Source organism: Caldicoprobacter faecalis (assembly GCF_900115765.1).
GTDB lineage: Bacteria > Bacillota > Clostridia > Caldicoprobacterales > Caldicoprobacteraceae > Caldicoprobacter > Caldicoprobacter oshimai.
Genome location: NZ_FOXR01000009.1, coordinates 36,062 through 55,496, shown reverse-complemented (window position 1 = coordinate 55,496; position 19,435 = coordinate 36,062). Strand labels below are relative to the sequence as shown.

At 40.7% G+C, this 19,435-nt stretch carries 9 protein-coding genes and 1 other RNA gene; all 10 read left to right on the top strand.

The window, feature by feature from the left end; genetic code table 11:
- The first annotated feature begins 21 nt into the window (after positions 1 to 21).
- The 10 genes from rnr to BM241_RS05285 all read left to right on the top strand — a co-directional run bounded on the left by rnr (position 22) and on the right by BM241_RS05285 (position 18,953).
- A complete protein-coding gene (gene rnr, locus BM241_RS05335; RefSeq protein ID WP_242948269.1) occupies positions 22 to 2,166 on the top strand; it encodes a ribonuclease R in 2,145 nt (714 codons plus the stop codon).
- Positions 2,167 to 2,317: 151 nt separating this feature from the next.
- Complete coding sequence (gene smpB, locus BM241_RS05330) at positions 2,318 to 2,785, top strand: SsrA-binding protein SmpB (protein WP_025747848.1); 468 nt, start codon at positions 2,318 to 2,320, stop codon at positions 2,783 to 2,785.
- 77 nt (positions 2,786 to 2,862) lie between these two features.
- Positions 2,863 to 3,197, top strand: a transfer-messenger RNA (tmRNA) gene (ssrA, locus tag BM241_RS05325).
- Between the two features lie 1,012 nt (positions 3,198 to 4,209).
- On the top strand, positions 4,210 to 7,317 hold the full coding sequence (locus tag BM241_RS05315) for a DUF499 domain-containing protein (protein WP_092282215.1): 3,108 nt from the start codon (positions 4,210 to 4,212) through the stop codon (positions 7,315 to 7,317).
- A complete protein-coding gene (locus BM241_RS05310) occupies positions 7,317 to 7,886 on the top strand; it encodes a DUF3780 domain-containing protein (protein ID WP_025747845.1) in 570 nt (189 codons plus the stop codon). Before BM241_RS05315 ends, BM241_RS05310 begins: the two co-directional genes overlap by 1 nt.
- 12 nt (positions 7,887 to 7,898) lie before the next feature.
- Positions 7,899 to 10,781 carry an anti-phage-associated DUF1156 domain-containing protein gene (locus tag BM241_RS05305; protein ID WP_092282214.1) on the top strand — a complete coding sequence of 961 codons (2,883 nt, stop codon included), beginning with the start codon at positions 7,899 to 7,901 and terminating at the stop codon, positions 10,779 to 10,781.
- Positions 10,782 to 10,797: 16 nt separating this feature from the next.
- Entirely contained in the window at positions 10,798 to 13,509 is a 2,712-nt protein-coding gene (locus BM241_RS05300; RefSeq protein WP_092282225.1) for a phospholipase D-like domain-containing anti-phage protein, read from the top strand.
- 256 nt (positions 13,510 to 13,765) lie between these two features.
- The gene (locus BM241_RS05295) at positions 13,766 to 14,563 is read left to right on the top strand and encodes a hypothetical protein (protein WP_092282213.1); all 798 of its coding nucleotides are present in this window, start codon (positions 13,766 to 13,768) and stop codon (positions 14,561 to 14,563) included.
- Between the two features lie 131 nt (positions 14,564 to 14,694).
- The gene (locus BM241_RS05290) at positions 14,695 to 15,714 is read left to right on the top strand and encodes a sigma-70 family RNA polymerase sigma factor (RefSeq protein ID WP_092282212.1); all 1,020 of its coding nucleotides are present in this window, start codon (positions 14,695 to 14,697) and stop codon (positions 15,712 to 15,714) included.
- Between the two features lie 8 nt (positions 15,715 to 15,722).
- Positions 15,723 to 18,953 carry a DEAD/DEAH box helicase gene (locus tag BM241_RS05285; protein ID WP_025747840.1) on the top strand — a complete coding sequence of 1,077 codons (3,231 nt, stop codon included), beginning with the start codon at positions 15,723 to 15,725 and terminating at the stop codon, positions 18,951 to 18,953.
- The last annotated feature ends 482 nt before the right edge of the window (positions 18,954 to 19,435 follow it).

Below are 19,435 nucleotides of genomic sequence, written 5' to 3'. Positions count from 1 at the left end.
TTGGCGGGAAACGATAAACAAATGAAGTGGAGGAAAGAAGGCTTGAGGATAAAGGACAAGATAATCGAGATTTTAGGGGAGAACAATAGGCCGCCCATGTATATCGAGCAGTTGATGGAGATCCTTGGCATTTCGCCTGGCGAGAAGAAGATGCTCCAGTCCATACTGGATGAAATGGTCAAAGATGGACAGATTATCCAGACCAAGAAGAAGAAATATGCCCTACCTGAGCGGTTGGGGTATATAATAGGCAGGATTCAGGGTAATCCAAGAGGGTTCGGATTTTTGATTCCCGATGACCCCGCTCAGGAAGATGTGTATATATCGGCAGAGAACATGAACGGCGCCATGCACAACGACAGGGTCATAGTACGCCTTTTGCCCAACGTGTATGGCTATCCATCGCGAGAGGGAGAAGTGTACAAGGTCCTCGAGCGTGCGAACAAGACCATCGTCGGCACCTTTGAGGCCAACGGTAAAGGCCGTCATGGCTTTGTGGTGCCTGATGACCCGAAGATTGGGATGGATGTATTTATTCCCTCGATAGAGGGTATCAACGTCAAAACGGGCTATAAAGTGGTGGTGGAGATCTATAAGTGGCCTGAGCAAAGGAGAAATCCAGTAGGAAGGATTATCGAGGTCTTGGGCCATAAGGATGACGCCGGGGTTGACGTGCTGTCTATCATACGGCAGTACAAGCTGCCGGAAAAATTTCCTGCCGGGGTTGAGGCTGCTGCCGCTGAGATCAGCCAGACAGTGCGGGAAGAGGATATGGTGGGGCGCAAAGATTTCAGGCACTTGCGGACGTTTACCATTGACGGTGCCGATGCAAGGGATTTTGACGATGCGGTTTCCCTTGAGATAATGGACAATGGCCATTTCCTTCTGGGTGTCCATATAGCAGATGTGAGCCATTATGTCAAGGAAGGGTCGCCCATAGACAAAGAGGCGCTGCTGAGGGGTACCAGCGTGTATCTGGTGGACAGGGTGATTCCCATGTTGCCGCCCGAGCTGTCCAATGGCATATGCAGCTTGAATCCAAATGAAGACCGCCTTGCCATTTCGGTCATGATGGAAATCGACGAGGAAGGCAAAGTCGTGGATTATCAGATATACGAGAGCGTTATCCGCAGCAAGATGCGAATGATATATGAAGAGGTCAACAGGGTTTTGGAGGATAACGACCAGGAGCTGCTGCCCAAGTATGCCGAGTTCTTAGAGGATTTGAGAAACATGCAACGTTTGAGCGAGATACTTCACAGGCGCAGGATGAGAAGGGGCAGCATAGATTTTGACCTCAATGAGGCTAAGATAACCTTAGACGAAGAAGGCAAGGTGGTTGACGTCAGGCTGTACACCCGCGGCGTCAGCGAGCGCATGATAGAGGAGTTCATGCTCATATGCAACGAGACTATAGCGCAGCATGTGTTTTGGCGGAATATACCTTTTATCTACCGCATACACGAGGATCCGGACATTGAAAAGATGTTGGAGTTCAACGAGTTTATACACAACTTTGGGTATCACTTAAAGGGAATCGGGGGGCAAATACATCCCAAGACGCTGCAACAGCTGCTGGAAAAGATCCGCGGGACCAGGGAAGAGGCCATAATAAACACCGTTATGTTGAGGTCGCTTCAAAAGGCCAGGTACAGCCCCGACAATACAGGCCATTTTGGACTGGCGGCAGAGCATTACTGCCATTTTACCTCGCCAATCAGGAGATACCCTGACCTGGTGGATCATAGGATAATAAAGGATATGCTCCATAATAGGTTGGATTCAGCACGAATAGCGAAGCTTGAAAGCATTTTGCCCGAGATAGCCGAGCATTGTTCGGAACGCGAGATCGTTGCGGATGAAGTAGAGCGCGAGGTCGATGATTTGAAGAAAGCCGAGTTCATGCTTGACAAAATAGGCATGGAGTTTGACGGGATAATATCAGGAGTTACAAGCTACGGCATATATGTGGAGCTGGGCAATACGGTGGAAGGCCTCGTGCACATAAGTACCATGGACGATGACTACTACGTCTACGATGAAAAGCATTATTGTTTGATTGGCCAGAGGACCAATAAGATATACCGGTTGGGCGATGCCGTCAGGGTAAGGGTTGTGGGGGTGGACATGGCATCCAGAAATATCGATTTTGTGCTGGTGGAATGATAAAAACGGCCATGTTCCCTTATTGACATGTTGCTGGATGTGTGATATACTTTAATCGCAATTGAATAGGAAGTAGCAAGAAGATGAACCCTATTTGTGCTGCTTGATCAGTTCAAGTAGGGTTGTTTTGTCGATAGTAGGTGTTTATTGAATGGCAGATGAGGGTATAAAGATAATTGCCCAGAACAAAAAGGCTTGGCATGATTACTTCATTGAAGAGACGTATGAAGCAGGGATTGTCCTAGCGGGTACAGAAGTGAAGTCAGTACGCCAGGGCAAGGTGAATATCCGCGACAGCTATGCCGCCATCAAAGATGGCGAAGTTTTCCTCTACAACATGCACATAAGCCCTTATGAGAAGGGGAATATATTCAATCGAGACCCATTGAGGACGCGCAAGCTGTTGCTAAACCGCAGCGAGATCAATAAGCTGACGGGTTATGTACAGCAAAAGGGTTATACCCTGGTCCCCCTTAAGGTTTATCTAAAGAGGGGATGGGTTAAGATAGAATTGGCGGTAGCCAAAGGTAAGAAGATTTACGATAAGCGCCAGAGTATTGCCAAGCGCGATGCCCAAAGGGCTATAGAAAGGGCCTTCCGCGAACGCCAGAAGATGTAGGCTGTTAAAAGATGCATCCAACGATGCATCCATATAGACAGCTAAAGGTACAACGCTATATATATCGTGGGGGCGTACTGGGTTTCGACGGGGATAGTTGAGGCGAAAGAAGCGAGCCGCGGACTCCGGGACCGCGTCAACAACCTGGAGAAAAAATAAGTGCAGACGACGCACAGTTAGCCTTAGCTGCGTAAGGAAGCAGCTAACGTCCACCCTGTAGTGCCCACGCTACAGGTGCTGGGCGCCGACTCAGTGGGGAACGAACCTGCCTTTGCTTCGGGGCAGGCCGGATTTCAATGAAGCTACCGACGCCGGGATCCTGTCAGTGGGAGCCCGGTGAAGGGAATGTCAAAACACTGACTGCGCTCGGAGAGGCTTTCGCCGAGGCATCTTCGGACAGGGGTTCGATTCAGAAAGAGTCGCCTTGCAGAGCGATCTGCAAGTGTAAACCCGGCTTAATCGGCGAAGCCGTAACGTGAAGCCGACGGTAACGCCGAGGGGTATGTGGAGAAATCCAACAGCCCTGTATCGACTCATAGGCTTCTAAATCCGATGTGTGATATTTAAAAATACCATCGGACATGAAGTACTAGGATGGAAGCTGGTACCTAAAATATGGCTTCCATAATACGCCGGGGAACTCCGTATGGAGTTCAAGACATAGTCAGCACCACTGGAAACAGTGGAAGCATGCGTCCCCTCGCCTCCACCAAAAAGATAAGGGCTGCTACTTTGGTTAACTCAAAAGAGCAGCCCTTTTGTGTTGTTCTAAATTATTCTGCAATTTTGGAACAAAAATAATAGTAAAGCGGAAAAATTGTAGTATATATACGGCCAATTTAACTTTTCATTATATTTTACAGTATATACATATGAATTTTGGTAAATATCTGGTTTGTAATTTTTTTATCCATTTAAGGAGTTCAATTAAAGCGGAAGAGATGCTAACGCATGGTGCGGGATTTTGGTTGTTGTGAAACCGGATTAACATAATACTTCCTTCACCATCGATGATTCCTGCAACATATGTGCTTTCTTCAGGTGTCATAATATAAACGCCTCCAAATGCGAACGTTTGTTCTTATAAATATTAATATTATTATAATGTATCAAATGCTCAATTTCAATTTTTGTGAATGTAGGAGCCATTTCTCGTTTTTAGTTTTTTGAAAGTGTAACTGCTTTTTACATGATTGTATTGACTTAACTTTAGCGCAAAAACGTAACGACATCGTGATTTTTCTTTTGTATTGTGATATGATAAATAAGGAAAATTAAACTTATTTATTAGCTTAATGATTTTTATAGTATCTTTCAAAGAAATTGAGATGATCTTACACAGAGCTACGCAGCATTCTTGTATGAATATGCTTTTTTCACTGATTATTAGCTGTGAAATAAAAAGTGAAGGGCGGGGGTTAAACATGAAGACCTTATATGACCTTTGTGTGCCGCGCGAGAGTGTTTTCGATGAGACAAAAAGAGATGATGTATTGGATTTGACAAATCTAATCGAAAATAGGATAGATCCCCACCGATTTTTTGAAGAAAACTACGTGACTCAAGGCATGAAAATATTGTTTGAGACGGCTTTTAAGCGCTTTCACAGGCAGAGCGCAGCGGGTATCATTAAATTGACTCAAAACATGGGCGGCGGTAAGACGCATAACATGATTGCGTTGGGGCTATTGTGCCAATATCCCGAATTTCGAATAAAGATAATGGGGGATAAGTTCAAGGACAGCCACCTGGGAAAGATCAAAGTTGTTGGCTTTACAGGAAGGGAAAGTGATGCCCCCTATGGTATATGGGGAGCTATTGCGGAGCAGCTCGGGAAAAAAGAGATGTTTAGAGATTATTATTCCCCGCTGCAAGCGCCTGGCCAGAGCGCGTGGGTGAACCTCTTAAAGGGAGAGCCGCTATTGATACTCCTTGATGAGCTGCCTCCTTATTTGGAATATGCAAAGTCGAAGCCTATTGGCGATTCTAATCTGGCCGTGGTGACCACCACTGCTTTGGCAAACCTATTTAATGCTTTAAATAAAGAGGAACTTTCCAACGTGTGCCTGGTTATTTCAGATTTGAGGGCTACATACGAAAGCGGGAGTGAACTCTTGCAGTCCTCTTTTAAGGAACTTGAGAATGAGGTCAATCGTTTGGCTATAAACATTGAACCTGTAAACATGACATCTGACGAGATATACCATATTTTGAGAAAGAGGCTTTTTAAAGTTTTGCCATCCGATGCGGAGATAAATGAAGTGGCAAATGCTTATAAACAGGCTGTTTCGGAAGCAAAACAGATGGGGTATACCAATGTGCCGCCTGATCAAATTTTCATTGGGATAAAGGATTCTTATCCTTTCCATCCTTCGCTGAGAGACTTGTATGCAAGGTTTAAAGAAAATCCCGGTTTTCAGCAGACAAGAGGCCTGCTGCGGTTGATGCGCATTGTGGTTTCTCAGCTTTACAGGGGAGACAATCCAAAGGCGAAAAATAAATATTTGATACACGCTTATGATTTTGACTTAAATGACCCCGAAATGCACAGTGCTATTACACAGGTAAAACCCTCGCTTGCCAATGCCATAGCTCATGATATTGCTTCAAGTGGGAAGTCGGTTGCGGAAACGGTTGATGCGGCTTTGGGAGAATCCCACATGCAGGACCTTGCAAAGCTTATACTGGTTTCCTCTTTGGCGGATGTGCCCAATGCTTTGCTGGGACTTTCCCTGCAGGAGACCATAGGGTACTTATGCGAGCCCGGGAAAGACATTAGGCGTGTGAAAAGGGCGCTTGATGAATTTGTTATGCGTGCCTGGTATCTCCATACCGACAGGGACGGCAGGCTGTATTTCCAAAATACCAGAAACTTGATTGCCGAGCTTAATTCGCTGGTTGATTCCTATGACAATGACAGCGCTAGAAAGGAATTGAGGGCTTTCCTGGAGGAAAAGTTCAAGCCCAATATAGGTGATTGTTACCAGAGAGTACTGGTTTTCCCTGCTGTTGATGAAATAGAGCTTTCTGAGGATAAGGTTACGCTTGTTTTATTTGAACCATACACAGGCGGTTCGGGCTTACATCCTGACTTGCGAAAATTCTATGAGAACGAGAAGTACAAGAACAGGGTAATGTTTCTCTCGGGTTCAAGGAGTACAATGGAAAAGCTCTTGCATGCCGCAAAGGAACACAGGGCGATTAATGAAATAATTAACAGGATGGAAAACGTTGATAAAGTTTCCGCCAACAATCCTCAATACCAGAAAGCTCTTGAGAAGAGAGACAGGATAGTGTTGGAGCTTTTACAGGCGGCCAGAGAAACCTTCACGCAGCTGTATTACCCCAGCAAGGCCGGCCTTTTGAAAGCCGATTTCTTGATGGAGTTTGTGGGTAACGAGTATAACGGAGAGAAGCAGATAAGGGATGTACTGATACAGCGCCAGAAGTTTACTACCGATGTCACAGGGGATATATTCAGGAAGAAGTGCGAAGAGAGATTGTTTACGCAAAAAGAGATGCGGTGGAGCGATGTGAAAGAGCGAGCGGCAACAAATTCATTGTGGCAGTGGCATATTCCAACAGCGCTTGACAATTTAAAAGAAGAGATGCTTAGGAAAGGTATATGGCGTGAATATGGCGGATACATAGATAAGGGACCTTTCCCCAAAGAAAAAACCAGCGTTCAGATTCAGGAGCTGCGCAAGGACGAGGAGACAGGCGAAGTGGTTCTGAAGATTACTCCGCTTTATGGAGATAAGATTTACTATGAGGTGGGTTCTGTAGCCACCGAGGCCTCAAATCTCGTAGAAAACCCGTATGAGTTTAGGACAAAAGAGGTTAAACTGTCGTTTCTGTGCGTTGACAGCACTGGCGAGCATGAAACGGGTGAACCGGTAGAGTGGACCAATAAAATAACTCTTAAGTATCGGCAGTACAGCAAAGGGGGCAACAAGGTTGTTGAGCTAAAGTCCATTCCCCCGGCCACTATAAGGTATACCACCGATGGTTCCAATCCGAAAGAAAGCGGGGGGATATACGAGGACGAGATTATTGTGCCTGAAGGCTGTACCTATGTGGTAGCGGTTGCAGAAGCTGCGGGGGTCTATTCAGATACCGTGGAAATCAAAATAGAGAAAGGAGACGATAAAGCAAATATTATTCCTGAGAAGCCGTTGACGCTCAGTAGGCGTATAAGGACAAATGATACGGCCGAGACCTATAAAGAGCTCGATTTGCTCAAAAAGTACGGAGCCAAGGTCAGCGATATTATAGTTACCTTCTACATAGAGAGCAGTGATAGAGATAAAAACTGGATAGAATTAACCTTTGATTCTTCCATGAAAGTGGATATTGAAAAGCTTGAAAATGGGATAGACAACATCAGGGACAACTTTGTCAATGAAGGTAAAGTCAACATCAATTTTGAATGCAATGCTGTCCACTTTGATAGCGGACAAAAATTTATGGATTGGGTGGCGGAAAAGAAATTGGATTTAAAAGACTTTAAAGAACAGGAGATCGTTCAATAATGGCAGAGAAAAGGCAAGTTTTGGGCTTTGGCTTTATTCCCGAAGAGTCACAGCATCATTTTTTGGTGATTATACCTCGCGCCAGCAATGGCAAGGTTATCATTTATGAACGCTTCAAATGGCAGGATGGCGCCAAAGAGCAGACGATTGACATAAAAGAGGACAGGCCGAAAGTGGAGATTTCGAAATACAAATGGAAACAGATAGAAGATACTCTAAAAAATGAGTTCAATGCAAGGCTGAAGAAGGAAAAGCTGCCTGCCGGCAAGTGGCATACGGGGCAGGTTCCTGTTCAGCGGCTTTTTGGCAAAGAGATGGTGCTTTTGGCCTGGGCAATAGAGGACTGCGATCCCTCGGTTATACCCGTTGCCATTAAAAACTGGCTCGGGCTCTCGCCGGAGGAGCGCTGGTGGCTGTTTACCATGACCAATGCCGCCACAGGGGGGCTCTATGACAAAAGAGGCTGGCGAAAGGCTATAAGGTACGCGCTTACTGAAAATCCCGTTGAGGAGACCAATAAGCAGCTGGATCTATTTGATTTGTTGCTTCAGAGAAAGATAGACGACTAAAGGGGTGGTAGTGTGTTTGGATGTGATACATCTTTTATAGAAGTTCAATTTCCTGTTTCGAAGGTCTCAAAGGAGAGCTATAAAGAGAGAAAGGCAGGTAGCGGTCAAACGTTGACAGGGCTTGGGAAATGGTGGGGCAGAAAGCCCCTTATTCTTGTCAGAGCGGCATTGCTGGGACTGCTGATGCCTGCAAGCGACAATCCCAAAAAGGATATGGAGATATTCTTAAAAATATTGACGATGGATGAAGAGGGGCTATGGCTTCGCAAAAAGCAGTCGATTCCTGCGGCGGTGATATACGAAAATCTATCAGAAGAGGAAAGGCAAAGATATTTCGAGGATGCCAATGGGAAAATTGCATATAAGAAGGGTATAACCAAAGAGGATAGGGAAAAGCTGCAAAAGCTTGTATTTAATAGGCTTTCTTATGATGAAAAGCTGAAATATTGTCTAAGGCCTGAAGAAATAGATAATCTGCCCGAGTCCGAGTGGCAGGTCATAAATGAGCATTTGGGCACAAATGCCAAGAGCTTACAGGAGCTTGTCCATCAATTGGGTAAGAAGAGGTTTGGCAAAGTTCCGGTTGTGGGTGACTGCTTCTGCGGCGGTGGGAGCGTTCCCTTTGAAGCGGCAAGGATGGGATTTGACGTATATGCTTCGGATTTGAATCCCATTGCCATGCTTTTGACGTGGGCCTCTTTGAATATACTGGGAAGTTCCGAGGAGGAGATTGAAAGCCTAAAGAAGTTTCAAAAGAAGATATTTGAGCTGGCCGATAAGCAGATTACCGAGTGGGGGATAGAACACAACGAACAGGGGCACAGGGCAAACGCTTATTTATACTGCAATGAAACCATCTGTCCCGAATGCGGATGGAGGGTGCCTCTTGCGCCATCCTGGGTCATAGGTAAGGGGACCAAGACGGTTGCTATCTTGAAGGAAAATCCACAGACTAAAAGCTTTGATATTGAAATCAAGCCAAATGCGACTGATAAAGAGATGGAACTTGCGCAAAGGATGGCAACCGTCAGTGATAGCAGCCTGGTGTGTCCTCACTGCAAAGTGTCAACTCCCATAGCAGCTATCCGAAAAGACAGGATAATGGAGGATGGCTCGGTAGAATACGGCCTTCGCAGATGGGAAGCCCATGAATTTGTACCCCGCCCCGACGATGTTTTTCAGGAGAGGCTGTATTGCATAAGGTACGAAACGCAGGACGGCAAGAGGTATTATACGGCTCCCACACAAGAAGATTTAGAGAGAGAAGAGAAGGTTGTAGATCTCCTTAAGGAGAGGTTCAACAAATGGCAGGAGAAGGGGTATATTCCGAGCAGCATAATTGAAGAAGGGGAAGAGACATCAAGATTATATAGGGAAAGAGGCTGGGCATACTGGCATCAGCTGTTCAACCCGAGGCAGCTTCTCATACACGGACTTTTGATGGAGCTTATTGATAGGCATGCGAAGACGAAGAAGGAGAAAGTAGTGGGGCTGTTGGGGGTGAATAAATGTTGTGATTGGAATTCGAAGTTATCACGATGGCATTCTGGAAGAGATGAAAGTGAACAGACTTATTATAATCAGGCACTTAATACCCTGTATAATTATGGAACAAAATCGTTATTTTTATTGAGAAATAATTGGATTTTATATCTAAGAAAACGATTAATTAATCCTGAATTTTTGCATATGGTGAAAGATGCAAGACAAATAACAAATCAATCAGATATCTGGCTCACCGATCCACCCTATGCTGATGCTATAAACTACCACGAGCTTTCCGAATTTTTCCTTGCATGGGATAAGAAGATGCTCCTTGATATTTTTCCTGACTGGTATGCCGACAGCAAGCGCGCCCTTGCAATAAAGGGAACCGGAGAAAGCTTCAAACACAGCATGGTGGAGGTTTACAGGAACCTGGCGGAGCATATGCCCGATAATGGGCTGCAGATAATAATGTTTACCCATCAAAATGTCAGCGTGTGGGCGGATCTGGCGTTGATTTTGTGGGCGGCGGGTTTGAGGGTGACCGCTGCATGGAACATAGCCACTGAAACCGACGCCAGCGGAATAAAGCAGGGCAACTATGTAAAAGGGACTGTCCTACTTGTCCTTCGCAAGCAGACATCCGAAGAGACCGCGTACCTTGACGAGCTTTATCCCGAGATTGAAAGCGAGGTTCAAAGGCAAATTGACATCATGCGGGAGCTGGATGACAAGGAAGACCCCAATTTCAGCGATACCGATTATCTGCTTGCCGCTTACGCGGCTTCGCTGAAGGTGCTGACTTCTTACAGGAAGATAGAAGACATAGACATCCAGTATGAACTTTCAAAGACAAGGCAACCGGGTGAGGAATCGCCCATTGAAAAGATAATAAATGAAGCTGTGAAGATTGCTTATGACTACATTATACCTAAGGGTTTTGATTCCTATACGTGGAAGATGTTGACACCAGAAGAGAGGTTTTATATCAAAGGCTTAGACCTGGAAAAGGACGGCATTTATCAGCTGGGCGCATATCAAGAACTGGCAAAGGGCTTCGGCGTGAGGGAGTACAGTTACCTTCTTGCCTCTACCCGCGCCAACAAGGCAAGGCTTAAGACTGCTTTGGAGTTTGGGATGAGGGGATTGGGCACCAGCGATAAATTCAGCAATACGCTCGTTCGAAACATCCTTGCCGCCCTGCATCAGGCCATAAAAGCAGAGGATACGACAAAGGGCAGAAACTGGCTTAAAAATGAATTGCCCAATTACTGGGATCAGCGGAATACCATTGTTGATATATTGGAATACATATCCGCTTTGGGCAATATTGAAACGATGCCCCACTGGAAAGAAGAGGCCAAGTATGCAGGGCTTCTTGCAGAACTGGTGAGAAATGATGGAGTATGAGCGAGGGGATTATATAATGATATATCGTTATTCCTCAAGGAGAAAAAGGCTAGATACTAGCTTTTTAAATGAAAAGCTAAAAGATGCCATAAGTTACGACAGGATTGCTGGTTATTTCAGCTCTTCCATCATTGAAGTGGCGGGAGAGGCAATTGAGAGCATACAGGGCTGTGCCAGAATTGTGTGCAATTCAGAGATGAAAAAGGAAGATGTGGTGACAGCAAGCGCTGCTGTAAACGCCATGCGCAGGGAATGGTGTAGCATAAAGCCCGAAGAGAGATATATGGACATTCCTGAAAGGTTGGAAAAGCTTTATGACCTCATAAAAAGTGGCAAGCTGCTCATAAAAGTTGTTCCCAACGATGTGTTTGGCCTTATCCATGGGAAGGCAGGGGTCATAACTCTGAAGGATGGGCGAAAAACAGCTTTTATAGGCAGTGTAAACGAAAGCTATGCCGGTTGGAAGCTGAATTATGAGATACTTTGGGAGGACGATTCGGAAGAGGCAGTAAAGTGGGTTCAGGAAGAATTTGATTATTTCTGGAATAGCCCCTATGCGGTGCTCCTGGCGGATTTTATCGTTGAGGACATTAAGAGAATTTCCCGTAGAAAAGTGGTTTATTCGATTGAGGAATGGAGAAAAGACCCTGAACCTGCTTCGACTGTTATAGAATCGCCAGTATACAGGGAAGAACTGGGTTTGTGGGAACACCAGAAATATTTTATAAATATGGCATTTAATGACCATAAAAAATATGGAGCAAGGTATGTGCTTGCTGATATGGTGGGTTTAGGAAAAACCGTACAGCTTGCCATGGCCGCGCAGCTTATGGCCTTGTACGGAGACAAGCCTATTCTCGTAATTGTGCCCAAAACTCTTATCTGGCAGTGGCAGGATGAGATGAATACCCTTTTGGATATGCCCTCGGCCGTATGGGACGGGAAAGGATGGGTGGATGAAAACGGCATAAGGTATCCCGCAAATGGCGATGCAGCTATAAAAAAGTGTCCGAGGCGTATCGGTATAATCTCGCAAGGCTTGATCACGGCAAATTCGGAGCAGGTTCAGCATCTTCTGAATTTAGAATATGAGTGCGTAATCGTGGATGAAGCTCACAGGGCCAGGAGAAAAAATTTAGGGCCTGGCAGGGAAGATGAAAAGCCCGAGCCCAATAATCTTATGAAGTTCTTGCTTGAAATCTCTAAGCGTACCAAGAGCATGCTTTTAGCTACCGCAACGCCTGTGCAGCTGTATCCAATTGAAGCATGGGATTTGCTTTATATTCTTGCTCAAGGAAGCGATGCTGTTTTAGGAAATGCTTTCAGCATGTGGAGAAAATATCCCCAAAGAGCCATTGATTTGATCACGGGCAAACAAACGCTTGACCGCTTTGATAGAGAAAATTGGGAATGGATACGGAACCCATTTCCGCCTGCATCAGAAGGAGAAACAACATTTGGGTTTATAAGAAAACAGTTGGGGATGGCCGATGACGAGTTTGTGATAAGACCTGAAGTGTTTGACCAATTGAGGGAACAGGATAAGCGCAGGATCTTTAGGATTATTGATGATAACTTTATGACCGAACACAATCCTTTTATAAGGCATATTGTAAGAAGGACGAGGGATTATCTTGAAAATACTATAAATCCTGAAACTGGAGAACCGTATTTAAAAAAGATTGAAGTAGAGTTGATGGGGGAAAGCGATGATGAGGCTATCATATTGCCTCCTTATTTGCAGGAAGCATACAATTATGCAGAGGAATTTTGCGAACTTCTCAAGAAAAGGTTAAAAACTAAGGGATTTTTCAAGACATTGCTATTGAGAAGAATTGGCAGTACCATAATTGCGGGTAAGATTACAGCAGAGAGGATGCTCAACAGTTGGGGCCAACTTGTGCTGGAGGAAGATTATGAGGAGGACGAAGTAGAAGAAGAGAAAGATCTCCAGAGCGAAGAGAAAAACTTGACCGAAGAAGAAAGAAACTGTCTCAAAAAGTTAATCGAGGCATTGAACATTAATAAGGAAAGAGATCCCAAGTACAATCTCGTTTTAAAATTGCTAATTGAGGATAAATGGATAGAACGCGGGTGTATTATCTTTTCTCAGTATTATGATTCGGCTTTTTGGGTTGCCGAGAGCTTATCTCGCGATCTTCCAAATGAAAAAATAGGGCTTTATGCAGGAGGAGATAAATCAGGAGTATTTGTCAATGGAATATACGAAAGAAAAAGCAAGGAAGAGATAAAACAAATGGTTAAAAGGCATGAATTAAAGGTTTTGGTTGGAACTGATGCGGCCAGTGAGGGATTAAACCTTCAAACACTGGGCACGCTTATAAATCTTGACCTGCCGTGGAACCCAACAAGGCTTGAACAACGCAAAGGCAGAATCCAGCGCATAGGACAAGTTTATGACAAAGTGTATATATATAACATGAGGTATAAAGGTTCGGTTGAAGACAGGGTACATCAATTGCTCTCAGAAAGGTTTGCAAATATTTACAATATGTTTGGGCAAATCCCCGATGTATTGGAGGATGTATGGGTACATGTGGCCTTAAATGAAATTGAAGAGGCGAAAAAGAAGATTGACGCTATACCCAAGCAGCATCCTTTTGAAATAAGATACCATGTCAATGTAGGCAAGGTTGACTGGGAAAGCTGTGCTAGGGTGCTGGATAACAGGGAGAAACGAAAGTATTTGATGAGGGGATGGAGATAGGGAACCTTGGGAAAAGGAGGGAATTTTTTGCTTACTTTGGAAGAAGCACGACATTATCATCCTAACCAGAAAGGTATTCACCAGCGGGAAGGGCAGATCTTGTCAATATGCGCTTCTTTTACTACGGGAAAACGGAAATATCATGATCGGTTTTTTCATTTATGTTTTATGAGCCAAAAATAGTGGCTAATTAAGAGTAGAAAAAATTTATTCTCCTATGTTATAATACAAACAAAATACATAGGAGGGATTAAAATTGTCAGAAAATCCAAAGAAACCTGTTTTCAAGCGCTGGTGGTTTTGGGTTGTTGTGATAGTTATCGTAATTGCAATTGCAAGTAGCGGAGGGGAAAAAGAGACGCCAACAAGTCAAGAACAAAATACGGAAAATGTGGCTTCGAAAGGGAATACCCAAAGTGAGGCGGAACAGCCCGAACAAGAAGGATCTCAAGAAGGACCTGAAGAATCAACAGAAGCACAAACGGTTGAGAATACTGAGACGACAGATACTTCTAAGACAGCAGAAACAACAAATGAAGAAACATATGTTAATACTGCTAAAGAGGTAGAATTGTTTGCAGGAGAGTTTATAGTAGGAGAAAATGTAGTACCTGGAAGATATGATATTACGAGTCTAGATGGGGTTGGTAATTTTGTTGTATATGATGGTGAGATGCCCATTGTGAACGAAATACTTACGAACCAAGCTGGTGGACAGATAGGTGTAACCAAAATACAAATTGATTTGTACGAAGGAAACAGGATTCAAATATCTGGTATAAATAAAGTTTTGTTAAAACCAGCAGAGATTGCACTCAAAACAACGTTGGTTTCTGGCAATCACCTTGTGGGAAGAGATGTTCCTGCTGGAACTTATATAGTGACTGCTCCTCAAGGGACTGGAAATTTTATTGTGTATGATGGCGATTTCCCGGTTGTAAATGAAATTTTAGGAAGCGGTGATATTGGGGTAGAAAAGATCAGAATTTCCATAAAAGATGGACAAATGATAGTTATTAGTGGATTGGAAAAAGTAGAATTGCAAAACGAATGATTATGTAGGAAAACAAATATAAAAATGCGATGAAGAGCCTTCGCTTAGCTCTTCGTTTCATGCTGTATGGAAATTATTTTCGCGATTCTAGTTATTTTTTGCTATTCTATTTAACATGAGCGTGATGCAAGGTGAACAAACAGTACGTATTGGATAGGATAAGACCTTATTTAAAAAATAAAAGTATAACAGAAAAGGAATTTGACAGCTTATTTTCAAATTTAGAATTGCGCCAGCAGTATAAAGTTATTAACATACTTATCGAAGAAGGTATAGATATTATATACGATGAAATGGAAGGACAAGGAAACGATAGTACGACCCCGACAATGCTATATGTCTATGCTGGAGAAGATAAAAAATTTAGTAGTTTGACAAATGAGCAGCTTTGTGCTTTATATGACCAAGGATATAAAAAAGCAATGGAAGCTCTTGTTGTCAAAAATCAAGGATTAGTGCGATCTAGAGTTTTGAGGTATATTAAAGCATATAAGAATAGTCTTGATTTTGATGATTTGTATCAATTCGGCATGATGGGATTGATGAAGGCTATTCAAAAATTTGATGTAAAAAAAGGGCGCCATTTTACTACTTACGCTGTATGGTGGATTGACCAGGCTATATTAAGAGGAATAATGGATCAAAGCTCATTAATTAGAATACCTGTTCATTTATATGAAAAGCTGTTTAAGTTATTATTTATAGTAGAACACAAGGATTACCTAACCAAAGATGAAATTTACGAGAATTATTTTTCTGATAAAATGTCTAGGGAGCAATTTGATAAGTTGATGTATATATCAAAATATATATTGAACTTATCTTCTTTAAATGAGTGTGTGGGTGAAGATAAAGATACTGAATTAATTGAATTTATATGCGATGAAAATTCATTATCTGTAGAAAAGGAAATAGAAACAAAATTTATGAGGAAAGATCTTGAAGATGTACTGAATACTATTTCGCCTAAGGAGAAAATGATAATAAGGTTAAGATTCGGGCTTGAAGATGGAAGACCAAGGACATTAGAAGAAATTGGAGAGAAATTAGGTGTGACAAGGGAAAGGATAAGGCAAATTGAAGCAAAGGCAATTAGAAAATTGAGGCATCCCTCAAGGAGTAGAAAACTTAGAGCTTATATCGAGGAGTGATGTGGAAAATGAATATAGATGAACAAATAAATCAAAAGGTGAGAGAGTATTTGGGTCAAGATGGGATAATAGTTTTGAAAGGTGTTGACATAAGTAAATTTTATAGTGACTTAGTAATAGACATAGATAAAATACTTAATGATAAGTTGGCTTATTTTTTTGAAATATATAAAATGGGTAGAAAAATAATAACTTATGATGAATATTTAGCGTTATATGATTTTGTTGTCAGTCAGTATAAGAAAATAATTATATTGGAAAATAATCTTTATATTCACTACTATCCTTTGACAGCAAAAATTAATGAAGAAAAAATAAGGGAGCTTCTATGTCATTTTGGTGAGGGTGAAGATAAAGAAAATATTTCTGTTCAAGAGTTAAAAGAGTATACTGATATATATGCAAATGTTATGGAAGTAAATGGGAAAATTTATGTTGCGTATAATGAGAATATAGAAAATGAAAAGGAGTATATTGAAAATATATTCCATGTAGCACAGTTGGAAATAGGAAAAATTGAAATAAACGGCACTTCAAATAGTTCTAAAATAGTACAGATAATAGATGAAGAGGATTATATTGTTTTTTTGGACAATGTCTTAAATATGAACTCAGGAACATTTTATGTTATATATAAAAACAGCGCTATCCCTCAAAGTATATTAATAGAAAGATTGAGTATACTGAATAAGTATTGTGGTGATAATGTAAAAATAAAACTGGCATTTACTAAAGATAAAAGGGCTGTAGATATAAAGGAAGAATATTTAAATATTTTAAAAAAATATTGGGGTTATAACAGTTTTAGAAGTATTAGAACATATAACCTAAACCAACTGGAATTAGGCAAAAAGATGATAGAAGAGGTATCACAGGGCGAAATAATTTCAAATATAGTAGAACAAGTAGAGAATTGTATGAATAAAAAAGACTATAGGGACATATTCGTTACAGCACCCACAGGATCAGGTAAATCAATAATGTTTCAGATTCCAGCAATATATCTTGCTGAAAAGTATGGATTGTTTACTATAGTTATATCTCCATTGATTGGATTGATGAAAGATCAAGTAAAGAATTTAGAAATAAGGAATTACAAGCATGCTAGAACAATAAACTCTGATATATCTCCTCTGGAGAGGCAAAAAATTATAGATGATATCCACGATGGAAAATGTCATATATTGTATATTTCTCCAGAGTCCCTATTAAGTAAGAGTGATTTAGAACAGATAATTGGTAATAGAGTGCTTGGGCTTTTGGTTGTAGATGAGGCACATATAGTTACTACTTGGGGTAAGCAATTTAGACCAGACTATTGGTATTTAGGAGATCATTTGAGTAGATTAAAAAAAGTGCAGCTAAGGAAAGAAGATAAGAATATGGGATTTGTTATAGCAGCTTTTACTGCAACGGCAATTTATGGTGGAATTGAAAATATGTATGAGGAGACAGTGCAAAGCTTAAAGATGGTTAACCCTATTGTCTATTTAGGTTACATAAAAAGGGAAGATATAAAAATAAATATAGATAAAACAAGAACTATTACTAACAAAGCTGAGTATGAATTAAACAAATTTGACAATTTAATACAAAAAATAGATGAGGTAATGCTAGAAGATAAAAAAATGCTTATTTATTTTCCGACGGTAGCGCTTTTGGAAAGATTTTATGACTATTGTTATTTAAAAAATATTGGAAGATATGTAGCAAAATATCATGGCAAGATGCTGCCTGACGAGAAGGAAGATAATTATTATAAATTCTTAACAAAGGAAAAGCCAATAATGATTGCTACTAAGGCTTTTGGAATGGGTATAGATATAGACGATATTCATGTAATTACGCATTTTGCTCCTACTGGAAATGTATGTGATTATGTCCAGGAAATAGGTAGAGCGGCAAGAAGGAAAGAAATAATAGGAGAAGCTTACTATAAATTTATGAGTAACGATTTTAAACATATAAATAGGCTTCACGGTTTATCCGTTATCAAAGAATATCAGTTGGTTGAGGTGATAAAAAAAGTTTATGAAATTTATCAAGAAAATATTAAGTATAATATCAAAGATAATAAGAAGAGGGGCAAACGCAATGAGATGTTAGTTGATGCAGAAAGCTTTGCTCATATTTTTGAGAATCCTTTTTTTAGTGAAGACGATGCTATTAATAAAGTAAAAACAGCTATGCTTCTAATTCAAAAGGATTTTGAAAGAAAATATTCATTTTCTCCATTTTATGTAAGGCCGATTCCTTTATTTGAGCAAGGTTTTTTTGAGATTAAAAGGCCTTATGTAAAAGAAATCGAAAATGATTATGGACATATACTTGATAGGACGGAAGAGCAGGATATATATTCAGTAAATTTGAAAGCTATTTGGGAAAAGGATTTTATATCTATCTATTCTTTTCCTAAATTTAAATATTTATTATACAGCAATTCAGACGAGTTAAATTTCAAGTATAAAAATTTGATGAAGCCAGCTATTAGGGTTGATATCAGTTTTAATAAAAACTTTAGCAAAAATTACAGTATGTACTATGAAAGTATAAAGACAATAATTAGAAGATGCGTAAGAGAAGAAAAATTTTACTCGATTGAAGGACAAGATGGTCTGGTTGAACAGTTAATAAAATACAGTCAAATAGAGAGATATAAAGCAAAATGTATAGTGGAGAATATTATAAATGCTTTAATGTTGTATCAGCGTAATTATTCTAACAATTTAAATGCTAGGGTTATAAAAGATAAAATGCTCATGAATGGCGAGGTTAAGTACATATTTTATAATGGCGTTGAAACGTTTTTTAAATGGATAGAAAAATTTTACAATGATTTAATAAGACAGGGAAAAAATACTATATGTGTAGTTCAAAATGACGGAGAGAGTAAATTCAAGGAAATATTTACAATATTAGGTGTTCTTGAAACTTTGGATATACTAGTTTTTAATGCTTTAGGTGGTCAAAATAGTCAACTTTATATTTATGTTAATCAGACAAAGACAATGAAGCAAATTATAGAAAAACCTTATAGTTATACAAACAAATTACTAGAATTAGTCAGAGATAGGCACAAACTTTCGGTTGAACTAATGACCCACATTTTCGAAGGTAATTATTCCAGCGAAGAAATTTGGGATATACTAGAAGATTATTTTTTAGGAAAATTACCAGAGGAAGTTAAAAGTTCTTCAAGACTAAAGGAATTGATAAAAAAATACGAGGACATACTGTAGGAAAAGATATAATAAAAATTATAAAAACGAGAAAATGTAAATAATTTTGTGATTTGTCGTAAAATTAAATACAATATCCGAAAAATTCTAGAACTATAGTGAAAGATCCTGGAGGGAAATTGAAATATTAGAGTAGTAAGAAAGTAGCAAGGGAATTTATTGCAGATTTTGATTTGACAGAAGAGTGTGTTTAAGCTGGACTGGTTTAGAGATATCAAAGTAAGAGGAAAAACATAATGATGTCAATAATCTGTGAAAATGTCACATAAAGAAGGACAATTTTATTCAGGAAAAATGTCACTATGGACTTATAAGAGGGCTCATGATTAAAACTAATAGGGATTTTTTCTCTCGCCGCTAGGCAGGCCTGTGGGAGTACTACACCCTCAGGCATAGACAAAAGCTTGCATAAAAGGATGTATATCAAGTGGCTTTCGCGGCATAAGCAGTAAAGCTCTAGGGTCATTTCAACTTATTCTACG